The 22,217-nt window shown below is 51.3% G+C and carries 21 protein-coding genes; 5 read left to right on the forward strand and 16 right to left on the reverse strand.

The window, feature by feature from the left end; translation table 11 throughout:
* Window positions 1-3: 3 nt before the first annotated feature.
* Complete coding sequence (gene pflB, locus AC27KL_RS05890) at window positions 4-2,265, reverse strand: formate C-acetyltransferase (RefSeq protein ID WP_339324226.1); 2,262 nt, start codon at window positions 2,263-2,265, stop codon at window positions 4-6.
* Window positions 2,266-2,754: 489 nt separating this feature from the next.
* Window positions 2,755-5,370 (reverse strand): bifunctional acetaldehyde-CoA/alcohol dehydrogenase, encoded by a 2,616-nt coding sequence (adhE, locus tag AC27KL_RS05895; RefSeq protein ID WP_487169120.1) that lies wholly within the window; start codon window positions 5,368-5,370, stop codon window positions 2,755-2,757.
* 228 nt (window positions 5,371-5,598) lie between these two features.
* On the opposite strand from adhE, the gene AC27KL_RS05900 reads away from it, so the two are divergent.
* Both AC27KL_RS05900 and AC27KL_RS05905 read left to right on the forward strand, forming a co-directional pair.
* Window positions 5,599-6,315, forward strand: coding sequence for a Crp/Fnr family transcriptional regulator (locus tag AC27KL_RS05900; RefSeq protein ID WP_487169121.1), 717 nt, complete (start codon window positions 5,599-5,601; stop codon window positions 6,313-6,315).
* 459 nt (window positions 6,316-6,774) lie between these two features.
* On the forward strand, window positions 6,775-7,692 hold the full coding sequence (locus AC27KL_RS05905) for a hypothetical protein (protein ID WP_487169122.1): 918 nt from the start codon (window positions 6,775-6,777) through the stop codon (window positions 7,690-7,692).
* A 137-nt stretch (window positions 7,693-7,829) separates the two neighbouring features.
* On the opposite strand, the gene infC is transcribed toward AC27KL_RS05905, so the two are convergent.
* From infC to AC27KL_RS05950, 9 genes are all read right to left on the reverse strand, one after another.
* Complete coding sequence (gene infC / locus AC27KL_RS05910; protein WP_487169123.1) at window positions 7,830-8,303, reverse strand: translation initiation factor IF-3; 474 nt, start codon at window positions 8,301-8,303, stop codon at window positions 7,830-7,832.
* Between the two features lie 72 nt (window positions 8,304-8,375).
* Complete coding sequence (locus tag AC27KL_RS05915) at window positions 8,376-9,077, reverse strand: hypothetical protein (RefSeq protein ID WP_339324221.1); 702 nt, start codon at window positions 9,075-9,077, stop codon at window positions 8,376-8,378.
* A gap of 149 nt (window positions 9,078-9,226) precedes the next feature.
* Window positions 9,227-9,943: a hypothetical protein gene (locus AC27KL_RS05920; protein ID WP_487169124.1), complete on the reverse strand. Its 717-nt coding sequence runs from the start codon at window positions 9,941-9,943 to the stop codon at window positions 9,227-9,229.
* A gap of 206 nt (window positions 9,944-10,149) precedes the next feature.
* Window positions 10,150-10,473: a winged helix-turn-helix transcriptional regulator gene (locus tag AC27KL_RS05925; protein WP_339324219.1), complete on the reverse strand. Its 324-nt coding sequence runs from the start codon at window positions 10,471-10,473 to the stop codon at window positions 10,150-10,152.
* 236 nt (window positions 10,474-10,709) lie between these two features.
* Window positions 10,710-11,444 (reverse strand): ThuA domain-containing protein, encoded by a 735-nt coding sequence (locus tag AC27KL_RS05930; RefSeq protein ID WP_487169125.1) that lies wholly within the window; start codon window positions 11,442-11,444, stop codon window positions 10,710-10,712.
* Window positions 11,445-11,457: 13 nt separating this feature from the next.
* On the reverse strand, window positions 11,458-12,426 hold the full coding sequence (locus AC27KL_RS05935; RefSeq protein WP_036707730.1) for a sugar phosphate isomerase/epimerase family protein: 969 nt from the start codon (window positions 12,424-12,426) through the stop codon (window positions 11,458-11,460).
* 156 nt (window positions 12,427-12,582) lie between these two features.
* The gene (locus AC27KL_RS05940; RefSeq protein ID WP_339324217.1) at window positions 12,583-13,674 is read right to left on the reverse strand and encodes a Gfo/Idh/MocA family protein; all 1,092 of its coding nucleotides are present in this window, start codon (window positions 13,672-13,674) and stop codon (window positions 12,583-12,585) included.
* Window positions 13,667-14,434 carry a sugar phosphate isomerase/epimerase family protein gene (locus AC27KL_RS05945; RefSeq protein WP_487169126.1) on the reverse strand — a complete coding sequence of 256 codons (768 nt, stop codon included), beginning with the start codon at window positions 14,432-14,434 and terminating at the stop codon, window positions 13,667-13,669. The genes AC27KL_RS05940 and AC27KL_RS05945 overlap by 8 nt, the downstream gene beginning before the upstream one ends.
* Window positions 14,435-14,462: 28 nt before the next feature.
* Window positions 14,463-15,524, reverse strand: a complete 1,062-nt coding sequence (locus AC27KL_RS05950; RefSeq protein WP_339324215.1) for a Gfo/Idh/MocA family protein — start codon at window positions 15,522-15,524, stop codon at window positions 14,463-14,465.
* Window positions 15,525-15,721: 197 nt separating this feature from the next.
* Here AC27KL_RS05950 and AC27KL_RS05955 point away from each other — a divergent pair, with 197 nt between their 5' ends.
* Together AC27KL_RS05955 and AC27KL_RS05960 are read left to right on the forward strand one after the other, a co-directional pair.
* Entirely contained in the window at window positions 15,722-16,540 is an 819-nt protein-coding gene (locus tag AC27KL_RS05955) for an AraC family transcriptional regulator (protein ID WP_487169127.1), read from the forward strand.
* Window positions 16,541-16,867: 327 nt separating this feature from the next.
* Window positions 16,868-17,047, forward strand: coding sequence for an RNA polymerase sigma factor (locus AC27KL_RS05960; protein WP_445164757.1), 180 nt, complete (start codon window positions 16,868-16,870; stop codon window positions 17,045-17,047).
* Between the two features lie 84 nt (window positions 17,048-17,131).
* On the opposite strand, the gene AC27KL_RS05965 is transcribed toward AC27KL_RS05960, so the two are convergent.
* The 5 genes from AC27KL_RS05965 to AC27KL_RS05985 all read right to left on the reverse strand — a co-directional run bounded on the left by AC27KL_RS05965 (window position 17,132) and on the right by AC27KL_RS05985 (window position 21,416).
* Window positions 17,132-18,220 carry a DUF1648 domain-containing protein gene (locus AC27KL_RS05965; protein ID WP_339324213.1) on the reverse strand — a complete coding sequence of 363 codons (1,089 nt, stop codon included), beginning with the start codon at window positions 18,218-18,220 and terminating at the stop codon, window positions 17,132-17,134.
* A 227-nt stretch (window positions 18,221-18,447) separates the two neighbouring features.
* Window positions 18,448-18,825, reverse strand: a complete 378-nt coding sequence (locus AC27KL_RS05970) for a thiol-disulfide oxidoreductase DCC family protein (RefSeq protein WP_445164756.1) — start codon at window positions 18,823-18,825, stop codon at window positions 18,448-18,450.
* A gap of 354 nt (window positions 18,826-19,179) precedes the next feature.
* On the reverse strand, window positions 19,180-19,806 hold the full coding sequence (locus AC27KL_RS05975) for a sporulation delaying protein family toxin (RefSeq protein WP_487169128.1): 627 nt from the start codon (window positions 19,804-19,806) through the stop codon (window positions 19,180-19,182).
* A 78-nt stretch (window positions 19,807-19,884) separates the two neighbouring features.
* Entirely contained in the window at window positions 19,885-20,883 is a 999-nt protein-coding gene (locus AC27KL_RS05980; protein WP_487169129.1) for a sporulation-delaying protein SdpB family protein, read from the reverse strand.
* Window positions 20,868-21,416, reverse strand: a complete 549-nt coding sequence (locus AC27KL_RS05985; RefSeq protein ID WP_487169130.1) for an SdpA family antimicrobial peptide system protein — start codon at window positions 21,414-21,416, stop codon at window positions 20,868-20,870. The genes AC27KL_RS05980 and AC27KL_RS05985 overlap by 16 nt, the downstream gene beginning before the upstream one ends.
* Before the next feature lie 312 nt (window positions 21,417-21,728).
* Between AC27KL_RS05985 and AC27KL_RS05990 the strand changes: the two genes are divergently transcribed.
* Window positions 21,729-22,076 (forward strand): transposase, encoded by a 348-nt coding sequence (locus tag AC27KL_RS05990; protein ID WP_487169131.1) that lies wholly within the window; start codon window positions 21,729-21,731, stop codon window positions 22,074-22,076.
* Window positions 22,077-22,217: the final 141 nt, after the last annotated feature.

The raw sequence follows: 22,217 nt of genomic DNA on the forward strand, positions 1-22,217 counted from the left end.
TTCTTACATGGATCCGTGGAACGTGCGGTTGATCACGTCAAGCTGCTGCTCCCGGGTCAGCTTCACGAAGTTGACAGCGTAACCCGACACGCGAATCGTCAGCTGCGGATAATTTTCCGGATGTTCCATCGCGTCGATGAGCTGCTCGCGGTCGAATACGTTGACGTTCAAATGATGCGCCTTGCTGCCGAAATATCCGTCAAGCATCGATACGAGGTTCGATTTGCGGGTCTCCGGCTCTTTGCCGAGCGCTTTCGGCACGATCGAAAACGTGTTGGAGATGCCGTCCAGGCTTTCCTCGTAAGGCAGTTTGGCTACCGAGCTGAGGGAAGCGAGCGCCCCTTTTTTGTCCCGTCCGTGCATCGGATTGGCGCCAGGAGCAAACGGCTCGCCCGCTTTGCGGCCGTCCGGGGTCGTTCCGGTTTTTTTGCCGTATACGACGTTCGACGTGATGGTGAGAATCGACTGGGTCGGCAGCGCGTTCCGGTACGCTTTATGTTTCCGGATCATGCTCATGAACGTTTCCACCAGCCAGACGGCGATTTGGTCCACCCGGTCGTCGTTGTTGCCGTAGCATGGGTATTCCCCTTCGATTTCGAAATCGACGGCGATGCCCTGTTCGTTGCGGACCGGCCGGACCTTGGCGTGTTTGATCGCGCTCAGCGAATCGGCCGCCACGGACAACCCTGCGATGCCGCAGGCCATCGTACGGAGGATGTCGCGGTCGTGCAGCGCCATCTCGATGCGTTCGTAGCAATATTTGTCATGCATGTAATGGATGACGTTCAGCGAGTTCATGTACAGCTTCGCCAGCCATTCCATCATCGGCTTCAGCCGTTTGACCACTTCGTCGTACGAGAGGACCTCGGAGGTGATCGCCGGATATTCCGGTCCGACCTGCGCGCCGGACTTTTCGTCGACGCCGCCGTTGATCGCGTACAGCAAACATTTCGCCAGGTTGGCCCGCGCCCCGAAAAACTGCATTTGCTTGCCGATCCGCATCGCGGATACGCAGCAGGCGATTCCGTAGTCGTCGCCGTAGATCGGGCGCATCAGATCGTCGTTTTCATATTGGATGGAGCTGGTCTCGATCGATACCTTCGCGCAATATTTTTTGAAGGCTTCCGGCAGCTTCTCCGACCATAATACCGTCAGGTTCGGTTCGGGCGCGGGTCCCAAATTGTACAGCGTATGCAGGAAACGGAAGCTGTTTTTCGTCACCCGGGTTTGGCCGTTGACCGACATCCCGCCGATCGATTCCGTCACCCAGGTCGGGTCGCCGCTGAACAGCTCGTTGTAGTCCGGCGTCCGGAGGAACTTCACGATGCGAAGCTTCATGACGAAATGGTCGACGAGCTCCTGCGCCTGCGTTTCGGTCAGCGTGCCTTCCTCCAGATCCCGTTCGATGTAAATATCGAGGAACGAAGATACGCGGCCAAGGGACATCGCGGCGCCGTTTTGCTCCTTGATGGCCGCCAAATAACCGAAATACAGCCACTGGAAAGCTTCTTTGGCGTTTTGCGCCGGTTTGGAAATGTCGTATCCGTGCATTTCGGCCATCCGCTTCAGCTCCCCGAGGGCGCGAATTTGTTCGGACAATTCCTCCCGCAGGCGAATGACGTCTTCTTCCATGGCGTCCACCTCAAGCTCGAGCAGCTCCTGTTTTTTCTGCGTAACGAGGAAATCGACGCCGTACAAGGCAACGCGGCGGTAGTCGCCGATAATCCGGCCGCGGCCGTAAGCATCGGGCAAGCCCGTGATGATGCCCGCTTTGCGCGCAGCCCGCATCTCGGTCGTGTAAGCGTCAAAGACGCCCTGGTTATGGGTTTTGCGGATGTTCGTGAATAGGTCGATCAGCTCTTGCGGAAGTTCAAACCCGTACGCTTTGCATGCATCCACCATCATGCGGATGCCGCCGAATGGCTGAATGGACCGCTTGAACGGAGCGTCGGTCTGGACGCCGACGATTTGCTCCTTCTCTTTGTCCAGATATCCCGGCCCGTGGGACAGGATCGTTGAAGGCGTATGGACGTCGACGTCCAGGACGCCGCCGTTTTCCCTCTCCTTTTTCGTCAAATCGGAGACGATCTTCCACAGCTCGGTCGTATCGTCCGTCGGCCCCTGCAAAAATCCCTCGTCCCCCAGGTACGGGCGGATATTCCGCTCGATAAAGTCGTTGACGTTGACTTTGTGCATCCAGTTCCCTTTTTTGAAACCCCGCCAGCCCGTTTGCATGGTTTGTACGTCTTGTTCCAGCACAGACATTGGAATCCCTCCGTTTTTGAGGATGTAAATGCCGCATCGATGGATATTTTTTGTGATTTATTTCACTTAGTTGAAAATTTGATCTTGCTCTTGTCTTGCTCCATCTGATCCTGCTTTTATGCTGCTTGCACTCTCCTCGATGCGGCGGTCTTGCTCAGGATTTTGCAGCATCCGATGGCAGCCGCTTCCGGGTACGTTTTATGGAACGAAACCGTTTCGCTTCCATAAACCAAATCGCGGACCGAAAGTCATTTTTTCGGATGTTTGAACAAAATCCTCGTTTACAAGTCCAGTGTAAAAAACTTCCGACAAAACGGCTGTGATAAACATCACTTTGCAGGCGGTCTTCCTGAGGGGGAGGTCGATTTCACGCGCCTGCAAAGGATGCGGTCCGCATTGGGCGGTAGCCTGTTCGGGGATAGGCGGGCGGCGCGGTCATCAAGCATAATACGTCCCGCTTCCCCGTTCCGCCGCCAGCTCCCGCTTCGCTTATTCTTCGAACCGCCCGTAAAACGCGTTCCGGTAAATGTCCGCCAGCTCCGATACAAGCGGCAGCTTCGGATTCGCCGTCGTGCATTGATCCTCGAAGGCGCGGTCCGCCAAGTAATCGACTTTGGCTTCGAACGCTTTGGCGTCAAATCCGAGCTCCTGGAACGATTCCTCGATGCCAAGCGCCTTGTTCAATTTCCGTATGGCCTGGATCAGGCTGTTTACGCCTTCCTCCGTCGTGCGGGCAGGCAATCCCAAAATGCGCGCGATTTCCGCATACCGCTCATCGGCGACGAAATGCGAATATTTCGGGAACGACGCGAACTTGCTCGGTTTTTTCGCGTTGTAGCGGATGACGTGCGGCATCAGGATCGCATTGGTCCGGCCGTGGGCCGTATGGTATTCCCCGCCCCATTTATGCGCCAGGCTGTGGTTGATGCCCAGGAACGCGTTGGCGAAGGCCATGCCGGCCAGCGTCGAGGCATTGTGCATTTTCTCCCGGGCGATCTTGTCGCCGGTCAGCGCGGACTTTTCAAGGTATTGGAAGACGAGCTGGATCGCTTTGATCGCCAGGCCGTCCGTATAATCGCTAGCCATCACCGAGACATACGCTTCGATCGCATGCGTGAGCACGTCCATGCCCGTATCGGCCACCGCCGTTTTCGGCAGGGTGTACACGAATTCCGGATCGACGATCGCGACGTCCGGCGTCAACTCGTAGTCCGCAAGCGGGTATTTCGTGTTTCCTTGGTTTTTGTCCGTGATGACGGCAAACGAGGTGACTTCCGATCCCGTGCCCGAGGTCGTCGGAATGGCGACGAATTTGGCCTTTTGCCCGAGGCGCGGATATTTGTAGATCCGTTTGCGGATGTCCATGAACTTCTGTTTCAGGTTCGAAAAATCGGTGTCCGGATATTCGTAGAACAGCCACATCGCTTTGGCCGCGTCCATCGGCGAGCCCCCGCCGAGGGCAATGATGCAGTCCGGCTGGAACCGTCTCATCATCTCGGTGCCCCTGTCCACCGTCGCCGTCGACGGATCGGGCTCCACTTCCGAAAACACTTCGATGACGACCGGATTTTGGCGCTGGCGCAGGAAATATTCGACCCTTTCGACATATCCCAGCTTCACCATCATCTCGTCGGTCACGATCGCGATCCGGCTGATGTCCGGCATTTTGGCCAAATATTGCGTTGCCCCTTTTTCAAAATAAATTTTATCCGGTACTTTGAACCATTGCATATTCACGGTACGGCGCGCCACCCTTTTAATGTTGATGAGATTGACCGCGGTGACGTTCGAAGACGTCGAATTCCGGCCGTACGACCCGCAGCCGAGCGTCAGCGAAGGCAGGTTCGTGTTGTAAATGTCCCCGATCGCCCCGTGGGTCGACGGCGAATTGACGATGATCCGCCCGGTCTGCAGCCGGTCCGAAAAGGCCGAAATCACTGCCTCGTCATGCGAGTGGATGACCGACGAATGTCCCATCCCGCCGAACGCGACGACCTCCGCCGCACGCTGGATGCCCTCTGCCGCGTTTTTTACCTTATAACAGGCCAGCACCGGGCTGAGTTTTTCCGCGGACAGCGGGTACTTCGGACCGACGCCTTCGATTTCGGCCACCAAAATTTTGGTTCCCGCCGGCACGCTGAAACCGCATATTTCCGCGATCTTCACCGCGGATTGGCCGACGATGGCCGGGTTGACCGCGCATTTTTCCAGGTTGATGGCGCCAGCCGTCAGCTTGGCGGTTTCTTCCTTATTGACGAAGTAGCAGCCGTTTGCGATCATTTTCTTTTTGACCGCATCGAAGATCGGCTCCTCGATGATGACCGCCTGCTCCGATGCGCAAATCATCCCGTTGTCGAACGACTTGGACAAAATGAGGTCGGTGACCGCCTGGTCGATATCCGCCGATTTTTCGATGAAGCAAGGCACGTTGCCCGGACCGACCCCAAGAGCCGGTTTGCCGCAGCTGTAGGCGGCGCGCACCATGCCCGAACCTCCCGTCGCCAAAATGAGCGCCACGTCGGGATGGTTCATCAGCGCGTTCGTTTTGTCCATGTCCGGCTCTTCGATCCACTGGATGCAATCGGCCGGAGCTCCGTGCTTTACCGCCGCCTCCAGCATGATTTTCGCCGCCTCGCGGCTGCACTGCTGTGCCGACGGGTGAAAGCCGAAAATGATCGGGTTGCGGGTCTTGATCGAAATGAGCGCCTTAAACATCGTCGTGGACGTCGGGTTGGTTACCGGCGTGATCCCCATGATGATGCCGACGGGTTCGGCGATTTTTTGATAGCTTTCATACGGGTTATCCTCGATGACGCCTACCGTTTTTTCGTATTTGATGCTGTGGTAAATGTATTCGGTGGAAAACATGTTTTTGGTGATTTTGTCTTCGTATACGCCTCTGCCGGTTTCGTCGACGGCCATCCGGGCCAGCCGCATATGCTGGTCGAGCCCCGCCAGGGCCATCGCCTGAACGACCTCGTCCACCTGCTCCTGCGTCATGTCCATGAACTTCTTTTGCGCCTCGTTGGCTTTGTCGATCAGGGTCCGGATATACGCATCCGGCGCCGGTTGCGGTGCTTCTACGGGTTCTTTTTTAACAGCCATGTCTCTCATCCTTCCGGGGTTTTTTGAAAACTATTCTCTCTGGCCCGATCATAACAAAACCGGGTAACGCCCGGAGGTGATGTTTTTCACACGATCAAGTGAAAATTATCACAAATTCGGAATTTCGACACTTTTTCGGGCTTCAAAGTCCCCAAAAACCAAATTTTTCAGGTTATAATTTACTTAAAATTTATTTTAAAAATGAAAGAGATAAAGGGGATAACGAGTATGAGCAACCAACTGAACGTGATCGAAACCCGCGGGAACGCAAGCTGCTTCTCCGAACAAAACCTGGATCGGCTGATGGCTGTCATGCATGACCGGACCGTACCCGAAGGCTCCCATCTGTTTTGGGAAGGCGACAGCTCGGATAAGCTCTATTACGTCAAAAGCGGACGCGTACAGCTGACCAAATCCACGGATGAAGGCAAAGAGCTGATATTGTACGTGTACCAGGCGGGGGACATCGTTGGCCATGCCGACCCCTTTTTCACCCATAAGCAAACCTATACCGCCGAAGTGATGGAAGAAAGCGTCGTCGGCGTCATCGATCATAAAGACCTGGAATCGCTGATCTGCCAGCACTGCGACTTTGCGCTCGATTTCATGAAATGGATGGGCATCCATCACCGGCTGACCCAGACCAAATTCCGCGATCTGATGATGTACGGCAAGCCGGGAGCGCTCTGCTCGACGCTGATCCGGCTCAGCAACACGTACGGCGAAGAGCGTGGCGACGGCATTTTGATCAACAAAAAAATCACCCATACGGATCTTTCCAACATGATCGGCTCGACGCGCGAAAGCGTCAACCGCCTGCTCGGCGATCTCCGCAAAAAAAACGCAATCGAGTATGAAAACGGCCTGATCGTCATCAAAGACCTTGAAATGCTGCAGGATATTTGCCATTGCGAGCTGTGCCCGAAAGAAATTTGCCGCATTTGACCGGCAGGCGGCCGCCGATATCTACGATACGTCAACTCCAAGCTTCCGGGACCGCATCGGGTCTCTGGAGGCTTTTCCATATGCAAAACGTCCCATATGTCCCCTAACTGAATCATGTCTAAGCCTTTTTAGCTTCCTTTCCTCAAAACGGCTAAATATGTCATCATTAGGGCTCATTATTCCCGTTTTTAATCCTAAAGACCTATAAAGCTTTCAGATAAAAGAACCGATGAACATCATGTTGCGCATTTCTTAAGTCTTATTTTGCTTGCGCATATCTTCCTACAACATCAACCGATCATCGTTCGGCGCCTGAAGGACCGGAGAACCCGAATCTGCCCCGGAAGGACTATCCTGCAGGTTCCGGCGCTGAACTTAAAGGCCCGAATCCTCTTATCCCTTCCAAACGAAAGGAAACATCGAGGATTAGGCATACAGGTCGGATAAGGAGTGAATAACATGATGGCAGAAACATGGATTCGGCGGATTTTGATGGTCATTACCTTCATAGGTTCGATGGCATCCGGTACGGCGCAAGGCACGGCTTTGTCGTCTCCTCCCGGAATCGCTCCGGAGGCTGCGGCGCAGCCGACGTACCAAAAAGCCACCTGGCTGTGGACTACCGACTGGATCCGGCGGGATCCGCAGGAGGTGTTGTCGTTTCTCGGCGAACATGGCGCGAATCTCGTTTATTTGCAAGTGAACCCCGACATCCCCGCCTCTGATTATCAGAGTTTCATCAAGCAAGCGGCCGGCCTCGGCATCAAAGTGGATGCGCTGGACGGCGCCCCGGAATGGGGACTTGCGTGGAAGCGGCAAGAGATCGCGGATTTTCTGGCCTGGGTGCAAACCTACCAACAAGCGGCGGAAGCAAGCGAACAATTTCACGGCATTCACGTCGATATCGAACCTCATCTGCTTCCGGAGTGGAAAACAAACCGCTCGGACGTCATCAAGCAGTGGGAAAGCAACGTGCAATACCTCCGAACCGAAGCGGACCGCATGAAGCTGCCGCTTTCGGCCGATATCCCGTTCTGGCTCGGCAACAACGCGGCTTCGGACGGCAAGACGCCGCTCGACCGCTTTATGATCGGGCAGTTCGACTCGGTAACGGTCATGTCTTACCGCGACACGGCCCAAGCCATCGGCGGCATCGCCGAAGACACGTTCAAGGATGCAGCCGCCCTCGGCAAAACGGTTTTGGCCGCCGTCGAAACCAACCCCAGCCGCGAAGGCGATTTCCTGACGTTCCATGAAGAAGGAGCCGGCGCGATGAATGAGCAGATCGCCAAACTTCACGACATGGTTAAAAACCATCCTTCCTACGCCGGCATCGCCATTCACGATTTCGACGGCTGGCGGGAGATGAAACAATAAAAAAAGGGATGTACGCCGGTTTTCGTTCCCACTTGCGTACATCCCTTTTTATGACGGCATTTCTTTTGATGACCATCTGTCCGGTCCGCGTTTCGTCCATGAACAACTGGGTGCGAATCCTTTGCAGGTAATCCGTTTTAGCGCGGATGAAGCTGTACGGAAGCCTGTTTTCCGCTCAGCTGGATTCCCGACATTTTGGTTCCCGCCTCTTTCAGATCCGTGATCAGCCGTTCCAGAAGCTCCTTCGCGGCCGCCCCTTCCTTGCCTTTGATCCGGATGACGAACAGAACGGCATTGCCGGACTTCAACGTTTTTTCCGCCTGCCGCAGCTTCGTTTCGTAGTCATGCTCTTCGATCTGCGGGGTCAGCCGGATCTCTTTGACCTTCATCCCGCGTTCTGCCGCTTTCGCCTGCTGTTTTTCCCTTTTGGCGTCTCCCGCCCCGATCAGCTTGCACGGGGGAGGACTGCTCATCAAAGAGGTGCAGACCAAGTCGACTTTAAGCTTTTTGGCCAAGGCCAGCGCTTCGGAGGTGGGCATAATGCCGAGGGGTTCTCCGTTTATCCCCGTCAGCTCCACCTCCGACGCCTTGATTTTTTCGTTCATCAGCATGTTCGCAACACCCCCCGTCCCACGTCTATGTATTTGTTGCAGCACCGACCGGACTCGCCGATTAAGCCGCCGCTAGGCCCGGTCCAGCTTGATTTCCACTTCGTCCCGCGGCGACAGCTTCATGTCGAAACCGTCCTCGGCAAGTTCCTTGCCGTTTACTTTGATCACCCATTTTTCCACCGATTTGGATACGTAGCCCTTCACGGAATGAACCATCCGTTTGTTGACCGTCAGTTCGACGAAATCCGTCCCCATCAGCATGTCGCGCACATTTTCGTTTTCGGCGTACGGCAGGATGTACGTATGCGAAATCGACGGCTGTATGGTTCCGCCGTTGATTTTCAGCACGGAATATTTGACTTCCTTCGCTTTGGGATCCGTCGGTTCGATGGAAATGCCAAGCTCGTCGTTTTCCTTGAGCACCGTATCCAGCTTGTCCTTTCCAAGCTTTTTGTCGTTGAGCTCGATCCCCCACACGAAGGCCGAAGACAGCGAGACCTGGCTGATCGAAAGGATGCTTCCGTCCTCCGCGAAGGTCACGATCCCGCTTTTTTTCAAGCATTCCCGGATCGAGATTCCCTGCTCCAAATATTTTTCGATGTCGCGGATCGTGTCCGGAGAGAAGAAATCGTCCTTTTCGGAAATCAATATCGGCGAAAAGGCTTCTCCGGATGCCACGCCCGCCGAATCTTTGGATTTGCTGCCATCGCATCCCGCCAGGATCACCGACAGGACGGCGATGAAAACGATTGCCTTTTTGAAGCTGTTCCCCATTCCGGGCACCACCTTTGTTTATTCATTGCATGGTGCATTAACGTCGTTGGCTTCTATGAACCAAAATAGAGTCCTCATCCTGAGAACTCTATTTTAACATAGTCAAGCGATCGTTTTCGACAGGGGTTAGACAGGTTTAGACCAAAAATTCAATGGATCAGCGCCTGCATGAACGTTCTCGTCCCATCCGTATTTTTCAAATAAGGCCCTAAACCGAGGAAATGGCCGCGGTCGACATAAACGCCCGTCATCCACGTCCCCTCCAGAACTTCGCCGTCCAAATGAAGCAGCAATGGAGGCGCGGAAATCAGTTCCTGATAGACGGGAACCCGCGTATTGTGTTTTTTGAAAGGTTTGCCGGATTGTTCGAAAGGAATCGGGGTGACGTACGTGGGCACGAAATAAGCAGAGATGACCTCCATCTCTTCGTCGTCGTAAAAGGGGGCATCGCCTAAAACGGGATGGAACAACGATATTTCTTCGAATTGCGACCAAATGAGGAGCTGCAGCATCATGCTTTGAAGACTGCCGTTATGAAAAACGTATTCGCGTTTGCCCTGCCGCTCCTTCTCTCCCGGAGCATCCAGGCTTTCTACGTAATGGCGCTCGCAGCCGATGCACTTCCAGCCGGACGGGCTCTGAATCCACTTTTGAAACACCGTGCCGCCATGTTCTCCGCCTTCGGAGTACGGTTCCTGAGCAGGCCGCGGGCAGGCCCAATACTTCCACACGGAATCCGGTACATGCTGCGCCAGCATCGAGATCGTTTTATCGTAAATCTTCCGCACTTTAATAGAAGCGCTTTCAAGTTCGTTGACATCCTCTTTGCCATACCTTATCGCTTGGGAAAGTACTATTTTTCTCATCGTTCTCCGCCTCCTTAAGCGCCGAAAAGGCAGTTTATTTACCAATTATACTACAGATGCCGCCGGAAGGTGCAAGTCTTAACCTAAAAATAACATAAAAATCCAGGTTTCGCGAAATATCGACACGACGCCAAACGCCTGTCCAACGCCAAAAACCTCCTCTAAAAATTAGAGAAGGTTTATCGTCACGGTTGAGATTAAGCAGCTCAATCCAGTTCGACCCATTGTTCGGCCCAATGTTGAACCTGGTCCATCACCGGCTGCAGCGCTTTTCCTTTTTCGGTCAGTTCGTATTCTATCCGAACCGGCGTTTCGGGATAAACATGGCGTTCCAAGATGCCCTCATTTTCCAAGTCTTTCATACGTTCGGACAGCATTTTGTCGCTCATGGATGGAATGATATGCGATATATCCTTGAACCGTTTCGGTCCGTTCATCAGCGAATAGATAATGAGCCCGTTCCAACGCTTTCCCAATACGGAAAAAGCCGTTTCAAACCGCGGACACATACTGAAATCCTGATCCTTCATGTTCTCACCTCTTTACAGGATCCATGCAAACAGTTAATGTCTCATGAAAGCTTACATTAAGTTAGTATGTATCAATTTTACCACATTCCCCTGCAAAAGAAAACTCGCAGATCCGAATCCAGGCTTGAAAATCCTTCCCAAAAAATCGCAGGATCGGCCGCCGCCCGCCAACGAAAAAACGGCAGCATCAGCTGCCGCCGTTTTCTTCCGCCTTGTGAGAAGTCGCCTTCCGTATGCTACACCACGGTCCCTTTCGCGAACTCTCTTACCGGCTGCGGGGAATGGCCGAACCGCAACGCTTCGCCGGGAGCCGGGGCCGCCCATTTGACGCCGTTGGCGATCACTTTCAAAACCCCGGGATGGAAATAGGTCGGATGCGTTTCATGTCCGGGACGGAAGTAGAAAATTTTGCCGCGCCCGCGACGGAAGGTGCATCCGCTTCGGAAGACTTCGCCGCCTTCGAAATTGCTGATAAACACGATTTCGTCCGGCGTAGGGATGTCGAAATATTCGCCGTACATTTCTTCATGGTCGAGGATAATCTTTTCGCCGATGCCTTCGGCGATCGGATGGGACGGATTCACGTTCCAGATGATTTCCTGCTCCTCCGCTTCGCGCCATTTCAAATCGCAGGACGTACCCATCAACGCTTTGAAGATTTTTGAGAAATGCCCGGAATGCAGCACGACCAATCCCATGCCGTCCAAAACGCGCTGTTTGACGCGCGCCACGATGTCGTCGTTGACCTTGTCATGAGCCATATGCCCCCACCAAATCAGCACGTCCGTCCGGTTCAGCACTTCTTCGGTCAATCCGTGCTCCGGTTCCTCCAGCGTGGCGGTCTCAATGGCAAAACCGTCCTGCTGGATGCCTTGGGCAAGCGCCGTATGGATGCCGTTTGGGTAAACGGCTTTGACGGCATCGTGAATTTTTTCGTGGACGAACTCGTTCCAAATGGTTACGTTGATCATGTTGTTTTCCTCCTTATACCCACCACATGTCGCCAAGCGACTCTTCGATCAATACCTGCTGCAAATTGGCTACCGCTTTGGAGAAACCTTCTTCGATGGACATCAGGCCGTCTTCATGCTCGATGCTGACCGCGTAATCGTAACCGACGAGACGCAGCGCGCTGATGATGTCCGCCCAGGTTTTGACGTCATGGCCGTAACCTACGCTGCGGAACTGCCAAGCGCGGTCCAGCATGTTCGTGTACGGCTGCATATCCGTTAAACCGAAACGGTTGACGTTGACCGGATCGATGACGGTATCTTTGGCATGGAAATGATGGATCGCGCCGGCGCGGCCCAAAATGTGGATCGCCTGGACCGGATCGATGCCCTGCCACCACATGTGGCTCGGATCAAGGTTGGCGCCGATCGCCTCGCCTGCGGCTTCGCGCAGACGAAGCAGCGTTGCCGGCGTATGCACCGAAAATCCGCCGTGCAGTTCCAAACCGATTTTTACGTTATGGTCGGCGGCAAATTTCGCTTGTTCCGTCCAATACGGAATGACCTTGTTTTCCCACTGCCAAGCCAAAATTTCCTGAAAATCGTTTGGCCAAGGAGCGACCGGCCAGTTCGGGTATTTTGCGTTTTCATGGTCCCCCGGGCAGCCGGAGAACGTATTGACGACCTGTACGCCCAGTTTCTCCGCCAGTTTCACCGAATTGACGAAATCCTCATGATCCGCTTGGGCAAGATGCTTTTGCGGGTGAAGCGGGTTGCCGTGGCAGCTGAGCGCGCTGATCGTCAGGCCGCGGGATTCGACCGCATGTTTGAATTCTTTCAGCTTCGCTTCGTTTTCGAGCAGCTCGGCCGGATTGCAATGCGCTTTGCCGGGATTTCCGCCCGTTCCGATCTCTACCATCTTCAGACCTTTGGACGCCACGTAATCGAGCGCATCCTCCAGCTTGCGACCGCCGAACAATACCATAAATACGCCTAGTTTCAAAGTAAACTCCTCCTTGTGCGTTGGGTTTAAATTAAGGTTGCTTCAATAACTTCCGGTTTTGAAAAGCTTTTCAACTTGCGTAAAATGAAGCCCGAACCCCAGGCAGGTCGTCTGCATGGGGAACGGTGAGTCGAATGTATGAATGAAACTCGAGGATTACTCGAAATATACGGCTTTACCCGTTCTGGCGGACTCGTAGATCGCTTCCAGAATTTGCGTCACGACAAAAGCCTGCTCAGGTTTGACGATCGGCTCCTTATCTTCCAGGATCGCCTCGATCCACAGTCTCTGCTCCAGATCCGACTCGCTTTCGGCCGTGCCGGAGTAGAACGCCACGCCTCCTGCCTGCAAATCGATGTTGGTGTCGTACAAACGTCCCAGTTTTTCTCCGTTGATGCGGAGACCGTCCTTCATGTCCGCGCCGCCTTCGGTGCCTGCAAGGATCGTTTTGGCTTCGCCTGTTTCCACGACGTTAAGCGCCCAGCTGGATTCCAAAATGATCGTTGCGCCGTTTTCCATCGTGATGAAGCCGAAAGCGGAGTCTTCCACCTTGAATTGCTCCGGATCCCATGGTCCCCAGGCGTTGGCCGCGTCCTTGCGCTGTCCGAGTTTATGGAACGAGGAACCGAGCACGCTTTTCGGTTTGTAGTTGTCCATCATCCACAGCGTCAGGTCAAGCGCATGCGTACCGATATCGATGAGCGGGCCTCCGCCTTGCTTTTCCTCGTCCAAAAAGACGCCCCAAGTCGGAACCGCGCGGCGGCGGATCGCCAAAGCTTTGCCCAGGTAGATGTCGCCGAGTTCGCCGGCTTCGCAAAGCTGCTTCAAATACAGGCTGTCGGCACGGTAACGGTTTTGGTAGCCGATCGTCAGCTTTTTGCCCGTGCGGCGCGCCGCGTCCAGCATTTCCTGGGCTTGCGCCACGGTTTTGGCCATCGGCTTTTCGCACATGACATGTTTGCCGGATTCCAGAGCCGCTACGGTGATGACCGAGTGGGAATCGTTTGGCGTACATACATGAACGACGTCGATGTTTTCGTCTTTGAGCAGCTCACGGAAGTCGGTATACACTTTCGCGTCTTCGGTGCCGAACTCCTTGGCCGCTTTTTCCGCGCGTTCCTTCACGATGTCGCAGAAGGCCACCATTTGCGCTTGCGGCTGCTTCGCGAGGCTCGGCATATGTTTTCCGTTTGCGATCCCTCCGCAGCCGATGATTGCGATTTTTAAGGTTTGGGTTGTGTTAGACATGAACAGGTCCTCCATTTTTTGCGTAGTTTTTAATCCATTCCATGCTTTTCGCAATGGCTTCGAGCGGCGGATTTTGGCAGAAATCCTGCTCTACCACGATCCATTCCGCGCCCGCTTTGTCCGCGGCTTCGGCCACGGCCTTCAAGTCCACTTCGCCTTCGCCCAGCTCCACCGTCAGCGGGGAACCGTCCTCTTGTCTGCGGACATCCTTCCAATGCACCACCGGAAGGCGTCCCGCATAGGATTCGATGTAGCGGACGGGGTCGTAGCCGGCAAAGTGCACCCAGCAGCTGTCCAGCTCGATCTGGAGCAATGATTCGGGAACGTTTTCGTACATCGCGTCGAATACGGTTTGGTCCCCGATCTTCTCGGTGAATTCAAAGTCGTGGTTATGGTACAGCAGCGTAACCTGCTGCTCGGCGCACCGCTGCCCGATGCGTTCCAGGTTCGCAAAAACTTCATCCCAACGGCGGTCTTCGGCTCCGAGATACGGGACGATCAGGCGGGTATTGCCGATTTCTTTGTTGTAGGCGATTTCCTCGTCGAGGGCATTCAGCATGCGGTCGTAACCCGTATGCGTGCCGAGCGCAACCAGGCCGTACTGGTCGAGAAGCGCTTTCACCTCGGACGCGGGGCGCCCGAAAAAGGTATGGAATTCCACGCCTTGATATCCGAGCTCTGCTACTTTCTTCAGCGTCCCCTCAAAATCCTGCTCCATTTGCTCACGAACCGTATAAAGTTGCAAGCCCAGCTTCAACATGTTTGCCTCACTCCTGTTTTTTATTTTTTCAAGGCAGGGTGCTCTCCAGCTTTACATGCTCGCCCTTCAAGGAAGAGGTATGGAATGCATGCATGGCTTCAAGCACATGGTAAGCGAGCGCTCCGCTCGCCCGATGGCCGCGGCCTTCCCGGATCGACGCAACCATGTCGTTCACGCCAAGCCCCCGCTCGTTTCTTCCGCATTCGAATGCCGGAGCCAGCGTCTCGGTCTCGGTCGATCCGCTGCGGCGGAGCTTGACGTCCCCGTCGAAGAAATTCGGATCGGGAAGGATGAGCGTCCCTTCCGTGCCGTATATTTCGAGCCAAGGCAGGCTTGCGCCGCCTTTGACGTCAAAGCTTGTAATCACGGTGGCGATGGCGCCCTGCCTGAAATCGATCGTTCCGGCCAGATGCGTCGGCGTAAGCACCGGGATTTGCTGGCCGGCCTTCGGTCCCGAACCGATCGTTCGCGTCGCGCTCGGAGCACCTGCCGAAGAACTGATCCGGTCCATCGGACCCAGCAGCTCCGCCAGCGCCGTCAAATAATACGGCCCCATGTCGAACATCGGCCCGCCGCCGGGGGCGTAAAAAAACTCGGGATCCGGATGCCAGCCCTCCGGCCCGCCGCTCATCATAAAGGCTGCGGCCGCCACCGGCTTGCCGATCATGCCGCCTTCGATGGCCGCTTTGGCCGTTTGAATCCCCGAGCCGAGGAAGGTGTCCGGCGCGCTGCCGACGCGAAGACCTTTGCTTTCGGCGGTCTGAAGTATGCGCTTACCATCCTCCAGCGAGACGGCCAGCGGTTTTTCGGCGTACACGTGTTTGCCCGCTTCCAGCGCGGCGATATCGATTTCGGCATGGCTCCCCGGAACGGTCAGGTTAATGACCAGCTCGATCTCCGGGTCGGCCAGCAGTTCGGCTGCCGTGTATGCGTTTGCAACCCCGTATTCCTCCGCCCGGGCCGCGGCGCGTTCAAGCACCACGTCGGCGCAGGCCACCACTTCGACAACGGGGCTTTTTTTCAGGTTCTCCAGGTAAATGGCGCTGATGTTACCGCAGCCGACGATGCCTGCTTTCATTTTGGTGTCCATGCTTCACGCTCCTTCATGAGGTAGAAGGTTGAATCAACAATCTAGTACCCATGGTATTCCGAATTCGTTTATATTAAAATGAATAATATGATTAAAACATGAACAATCTGGTCATTATTTTTTTGACCGGGATTTTTCCCGAACCAAAATCGGCGGTTCCCTGCGGACAAGCCACTTACGCTATAGGAGATATTTGTATGTCTACGGATCAATCGGTTCATATCTATACGGCAGGATTTTCATTCCACCACAAACCCTTTTACATGAGCGAAATGAATGGAGTCAAAAATTATTTGATGCGCCTGCAGACGGACGGAAGATGCCGGGCCCGCGTCGGCGGGGAGATGGTGCCCGTCGAGGCCGGGGATCTGCTCCTTTTTTCGCCGGACGAGCCGTATGAGCTGAAAATCGACGAGGAGCTGAACGCCCAAAACGAGCTTGCGGTCGAAAGCGGGGATTACCATATCTTTTTCGGCGGCAGCTGGATCGAGGAATGGTGGAACCGGCAAAAACGCCCGACGAAAATCCGGGTCCCCCTCAACGAAACGATCATCGGCCTTTTCAGGCAAATCGTGCTGGAGCAGCGCAAAATCTCCAATCCTTTTCCCGAAATATCGGGGTATTACATGCGCATTTTATGTCTGGAGACGGACCGCCTTCTGCGCGAGCATCCGTCCACGACGCCGAAAACGTATTTGGCTCACCGGATCAAGCATTACATCGAGGAAAACGCGTCGGCGTCGTTTAAGCTGGAGGACGTGGCCGCCCATGTCGGGATCAGCGTTTCGCGCGCGGTTCATCTGTTTAAGGAAGCGTTCGGCAAAAGCATCATGCAGTACACGCTTGACGTCAGGCTCGACATGGCGCGCGAAAGGATCATTTTCAGCCCGATGTCCCTGGAAAACATCGCCGAAACCTCCGGGTTTGCGAATTACACGTATTTTCACCGCGTATTTCGCTCCCGCTTCGGGAAATCGCCGAAGGAGTTCCGGATGGACAGCCGTGAGCAGATTTAAAGATGGCTTTAGAAAAAGAGGCCGAATCCGCCTTAAAATGTACCCCATAGAGTAGACACCTAAAAAAAGGTCTACCCTACGGGGTACTTTTCTATATACTTAAGAAAATAAAACCGGGGAGAAAACCATGAGTATTAAGTTATTTAGTCAACGTGACATGAACAAGGTTGTCGGAACTTTATCAAATGGTAAGAGTAGAATATTACTCTTTTAAGATTCCTCATTTAAGGAGATTGCAGTAACGCTAGGCACCGAGGGTGGTACTTATATAGGGTATGACATTATGAATATCACTGTCAGTCTATCCGTTGGACATTCCACGATGAATTGCAGGAATTGCTATATAAGTTATCTATAGTAGAGCGACAGTATTTATTATTGAATGTGATTTGGGGTTATACGAGCAGGGAGATTGCTGATGCTTTTAATGATACTGCTGCTGTTACAAAAAGAATTCAACGAGCTAAGAAGAAAATGAAAGGCAACATACAGAATCTGATTGTCTAATGTGGATGGCGTCTAATTTGGAAGCGAAAATATTTATTTGTTGAAAGCTAGAATACTCCGGTGAGTACTAACCTCAAAGCCTTGTTACCGCACCACAACTAACAGTACAATAATTCCGAGCCCAATCAGCCAGATTACTGGGTGACCGAAATTTAATCCCCAGCCGACTCCGGACCTTTTCTCGACGATTAGGTTTGGATCTTTACGATTGAAATAAATCATACCTAATAGCCATTTATCATCATCATGGACAGGTCTGACATTGGAGAAATCGGCAGATCGCTCCATGCGGCTTCCGCCCTGACCAGCCCAGAACGATAAGGCGCAGGCGTATAGGATAACAAAGGCTATTATGATTAGGATAATGGGGATAGCGAAATTGATATCAAGCAGAGATATCATGCTTAGTTGCACGACGGAAACCAGGATAACTATTAAGAAGCTTGCTGTAATCATAAAATATGACCAAGTACGGCGGAAAGTTACGTCTTGTCTGATAGAACGGTTCGGATCAGTGGGTCGAACCTGCTGCTTCACTCTGCGAATACTCCAATTCTCAAATATGAACAAAAGTGTTATGAACACTTGTATTATCGTAGGCATAAACACAGAACTATAAGATTTAGCTGCATAGCGGTCTACGTTCCAACTGCTGTTGTAATGGATCGGAATCTGATCAGGAATCAGATCGTAGTTGCGTAGCACAGTTACAATACTAACGACAATAATTAAAACATGAATGAGGAACCAATTACTAGACAAGCCAATGTTTCTTTTCCGAAATCCAGTGTCCACTGCCATGATCGATGGTTCCGGAGCAATAGGCAGCATAGGTAGTAACCTTTTCATTTTGAAATGATAGCTAATGTTTATGACTAGAGAGATTACGACCATGGCGAGTGAATAAGTGACAATGATCCAACTTTGTTGCTTGGAATGTTCATCACCGTATATTAGGCAAATGATACAAACAATGAATAGGATGGTATGTAAGGTAGCACTAATCCTAGCATATGACTTCCGCATCTGGCGCAAAGGCTCACTGTGGAATTGTACAGCGCTGACGGTGACCCCAAAACTAATTGTCTCTCTTGTTAAATAAGGCATGCTTACCATGAGTACAATTGTAGGTATAAATACAAAGACCATTACTATAACAGGCATTATCGTCATATCATTCGCCTCCTCTTATACATAAGTGTGTATTCGAAAACTCTATAACCCTTAGAGCATAGGCGATTCATCACTATGTCTTTTTACGTATGATTATCCTTTAACTTAGGATAGGTAATCGACTTGAACATAAATTTAATTATAATCGATTTTAGTAACTATAAGGGTGAAATTAACAATTCAACCATATTTTTTTGCTACGCAGAGCTACTCATCTGACAACTGAATTATGGCAAGTACATCTGTTTGAAATTCTGTGTAGGTAAAGGACAGGTTTTCGTTATCCCAATTTTTTTTCGATGCTTAGCAACGAAACGATAGACAGGGTTTCGGATGAAGGGTGGGATAACCAGCAGTAGCAAAATTGGGCGAAATGCTCGCCTCGTATCTGCAATGGCGCGGATTACTGCGTCAGAGTATAAATAAGTGCGTCCATGCTTAATATAGTACATGCTGTCCACACTTTCATCCAACTCCACATGTTCCTGTGTCCATGTGCTATGGAAGTCTGTGATGCGCAAGGCATCGTTCCGGCTACTCTTAACCATTTTCTGGATAAGTGAACTGCACATAGAGCATTCCCCATCATAGATGAGAACTTGCATGATGATCACCTGCTTTCAAATGCATCAATTGTGAGGATACGCAACACCACTACAAAGCACGAGGAGGTGAGTGGTGCAGTGTTTTCACTAACCTAATATTTATTTGTGCCGATCGCTTATTATACCAGTCATAGTGCTTATCGTTGAGGACAAGATTGCATGTTGACCATTTGATAGAGTGATTTTACCTGGTGCCTCTACGGGGCATGTTTCATACGAAGGGGTGAAGCCACAAGGACTTCGGTCTTTCGTATGAATCACGCCCGCCCTCCATGTTAAATCACTGTAAGGAAATTCACAAAGTATAGTGAAGAAGCAATAAAACTCTACCCTCAATAATTATAGTGTCCGAATTTAAAGGTTAACAGCTAAACTTGAAATAAGGCGTTCGCCTGATAAGCCGCTTCCGTTGTTTGATGCAGCCTTACCGAACCACCACTCTGAAGTAACTACTACATAGACCTCCACACCCACTGCGACTTCAAGAGCAATTGAAACAACAACAATTGAGACTGACCCGACTGCATATACAGCACAGCGACCTTCGGCACCACCTTTGTCCTTGTCAGCAAGTTCATTTAAAGGAACCAAGTTTGTCTTAACTAACAATTCAGCACCGTATTCAAGTTCTGACTTAATCTGATTTGGATTTTTTGAATACATAGCATTTTCCAAATTTTTAAAATATGCTGCATCTAGTTCATTCATCGCTAAAATAATAGAATCCATAAACTTAAGCGCTTCACCTTGCGGTTCTTTTGCCTCAGGAAAAGAATTTCTCACTTTCTTCAATTCAGGAATGTAATTAACTACATCCCCTTGTAAGAAGAAAATCCCGCGAAACAACTCCTCACCCGAAAAATTCGTCTTGTTCGTAAGTGAACCCTTGGCACCAACAGGTTGTAAAGTCATCACCATTGCCAATATTGTAAACACAAGGGTCACCACGACTGAACGCTTGAATATACTTGTTACCTGCATAATCTTCATCTCCCTGAAATTTTAATTTTTAACGACCATCTTTAGGAGTTTACTTACGTAAACCCGCTTACGCACCAACTACTGGACGTCCGATGTCGTTCGGATACCTGGCGCCTGTACAACTTCTGGAATCATAGCTTCCTGTGGTTTGTATTCTCGCCTACTTATCCGCAGTTTCTCCCCTAACTTCTTCAGCCATTTGAAGTGGAATACATTGTCATAGTCTCTGTAAGAAAGGATTAGACCAGCAATCATAATCGCAGAGAACGTCCACAGTCCTAGCAATACAGCAATTAATGCATGAAGCAGCATACCAATCCAAAAATACCACTTGTAGTGTTTGATCGGTGCCAACAATGCTGCTGCCAGAAGCAACTCTATCACCGTCGTTCCCCATGTGATCACAAACACAAATGGTGATATAAGAAGTGGCTTAAACAGCGACAGCATTGTGTCATTAAAACCCAGCATCGCACTATTGAAGTAATAATACACGGCTGAGCCGTCTATCCATTCTGGATTTTTCATCCTCGCAATACTAGCATTAAAGTAAATGACTGCCATCTGTACCTTTATTGCGAATAAGAATACAAATGCTATCACACTTGAATGCTGTCCCCACCGTAAGTTTGAAAACTGAGGGGCTTGCCAGTGCCACTTTCGATTATCCAGCAGAGTAATAGGGATGAGTAGCAAGGTGATCGCTGTTGCTACCTGCTCTCCACCATCCAATGTTGAACCAGTATTTTGCAAGGAGGACGCAATCCACCAGTGAATAATTCCTGTATACCTTGGACGCCATCCACTAACAATAACAGCTAACAAGACAATGACTATCCACTTGGTGAGTGGCAAGTAATCGCTCGGTAGTATACAGAAGGCACTGATCGGATATACCGAACACTTCGGAAACTCTGCAACTCCAGCAAGCGGTCTGAATATTGTCCATGTGTTATTGAACAAGAACAATGTGAGCGTAACCAGTGCAATCAGACTTCGCGCGAATCCATATACGTTTGTCCATGGACTGTGCTTGCTCACATAGTTCAGGAGCTTCTCGTTTAATCTCGTGAGCATCTTACACTAACCTCCACATACTTCGATGGTTGTTCCTCTGGTGTGGTAATGCTTGCCCATGCCCATGGCACAGGTTTACGTTGTACAAGAAGATAACTACCACACAAACTAGCATTAGGTGTGGTATTCACTACTTCGATTACCGTGCGTTCACCTTCTTGCAAACAACCTTTCAGATCCCCAGAACACACTTGCCACTGATCAGGAGGCACTTGGACACTGAGTGTTCCAGCCTCAATTCCTTGTGCTCTGCCATAACGGCTTAATCCAAAGAAGTTCGCTGCTGCTGCATTCGGCCATTGCACAGCAAGTTCCAGTGTTTCAGGATCAAGAACGAGAAAATCATCATCACGTGGCGACTTACTAAAGAACGACCAGCCTTGCGGGAAAATCTTAAGCAGAACGTTCTTTTCGCTGCTTGCGTTGACCACACTTTCGGACAGACCATTTAGCAAACTAAAGATGAATAATACAAAGACGACTAAAGAGGTGACACATGACGTTACAAATAAACCGCTACTTCTCCGCTTCATATTGATACCAATCCTTTCTGTTTTATCACCTCCTTTCCAGCCTCTACCAATTAGGCTGTATTAGAGTTTGATCAATCATATATACCGTGGATAAAAATTACATTAGTAGGCATTTTTAAAAAAAACGACAGCATAATTAACTAGAGTGTGTATGCAAACTATAAACTTCTTCTAGTTGGGTAATAGTTTGTATGATGAGACGATACGAAATTCGAGAGGACCAATGGGACAAAATTAAGGATTTGCTGCCGCTGGAAAGAAAACCCCAAGGAGGGAGACACCCGAACGACCATCGCCAGATGTTAAATAACCATGCTTTGGATAGCACGAACCGGCGCACCCTCGCGGGATTTAGCGGAATTCTACGGCTCCTGGTCCACCGTCTACAGTCGGTTTCGCCGCTGGCAAATTGCCGGTATTTGGGACCGGATTTTAGAGCTTTCCAGAGGTGGACTAACGACCAAAATCCATGCAATTGTAGATGCTCTCCGTAATCCGCTTCGCTTCCAGTTAACGCCTGGGCAGCGTCATGATGCCGTTACCGGCTATGAGATGCTGAAACAAATGGATCTCACACACTCCGTTCATTCCGAGCAAGAAAAACCGCCGAAAACCAAGAAAATGGGACAAAGAAATCTACAAGGAACGGCATTTAATTGAGTGTTTTTTCAATAGAGTGTTTTGCATAATTCCGTTTCAGAGAAGAAGCGATAGCATATTCACTGTCGTTAAGGGGTAATTTTCGAAAATGGTATTATATGGATGAAGAAAAGGGCAGACTTGCAGAATTTTAGAACAGCT

It is taken from the genome of Paenibacillus sp. YAE3 (genome assembly GCF_057546105.1).

Coding starts and splice junctions, on each gene's coding strand:
- AC27KL_RS05965 (WP_339324213.1), bottom strand. CDS start 18,220: ATGACGATAATGCCTGTTATAGTAATGGTCTTTGTATTTATACCTACA.
- AC27KL_RS05950 (WP_339324215.1), bottom strand. CDS start 15,524: ATGGACACCAAAATGAAAGCAGGCATCGTCGGCTGCGGTAACATCAGC.
- AC27KL_RS05980 (WP_487169129.1), bottom strand. CDS start 20,883: ATGCTCACGAGATTAAACGAGAAGCTCCTGAACTATGTGAGCAAGCAC.
- AC27KL_RS05930 (WP_487169125.1), bottom strand. CDS start 11,444: ATGATCAACGTAACCATTTGGAACGAGTTCGTCCACGAAAAAATTCAC.
- adhE (WP_487169120.1), bottom strand. CDS start 5,370: ATGGCTGTTAAAAAAGAACCCGTAGAAGCACCGCAACCGGCGCCGGAT.
- AC27KL_RS05970 (WP_445164756.1), bottom strand. CDS start 18,825: ATGCAAGTTCTCATCTATGATGGGGAATGCTCTATGTGCAGTTCACTT.
- pflB (WP_339324226.1), bottom strand. CDS start 2,265: ATGTCTGTGCTGGAACAAGACGTACAAACCATGCAAACGGGCTGGCGG.
- AC27KL_RS05975 (WP_487169128.1), bottom strand. CDS start 19,806: ATGCAGGTAACAAGTATATTCAAGCGTTCAGTCGTGGTGACCCTTGTG.
- AC27KL_RS05945 (WP_487169126.1), bottom strand. CDS start 14,434: ATGTTGAAGCTGGGCTTGCAACTTTATACGGTTCGTGAGCAAATGGAG.
- AC27KL_RS05925 (WP_339324219.1), bottom strand. CDS start 10,473: ATGAAGGATCAGGATTTCAGTATGTGTCCGCGGTTTGAAACGGCTTTT.
- AC27KL_RS05940 (WP_339324217.1), bottom strand. CDS start 13,674: ATGTCTAACACAACCCAAACCTTAAAAATCGCAATCATCGGCTGCGGA.
- AC27KL_RS05905 (WP_487169122.1), top strand. CDS start 6,775: ATGATGGCAGAAACATGGATTCGGCGGATTTTGATGGTCATTACCTTC.
- AC27KL_RS05990 (WP_487169131.1), top strand. CDS start 21,729: ATGCTTTGGATAGCACGAACCGGCGCACCCTCGCGGGATTTAGCGGAA.
- infC (WP_487169123.1), bottom strand. CDS start 8,303: ATGCTGATGAACGAAAAAATCAAGGCGTCGGAGGTGGAGCTGACGGGG.
- AC27KL_RS05900 (WP_487169121.1), top strand. CDS start 5,599: ATGAGCAACCAACTGAACGTGATCGAAACCCGCGGGAACGCAAGCTGC.
- AC27KL_RS05985 (WP_487169130.1), bottom strand. CDS start 21,416: ATGAAGCGGAGAAGTAGCGGTTTATTTGTAACGTCATGTGTCACCTCT.
- AC27KL_RS05955 (WP_487169127.1), top strand. CDS start 15,722: ATGTCTACGGATCAATCGGTTCATATCTATACGGCAGGATTTTCATTC.
- AC27KL_RS05920 (WP_487169124.1), bottom strand. CDS start 9,943: ATGAGAAAAATAGTACTTTCCCAAGCGATAAGGTATGGCAAAGAGGAT.
- AC27KL_RS05915 (WP_339324221.1), bottom strand. CDS start 9,077: ATGGGGAACAGCTTCAAAAAGGCAATCGTTTTCATCGCCGTCCTGTCG.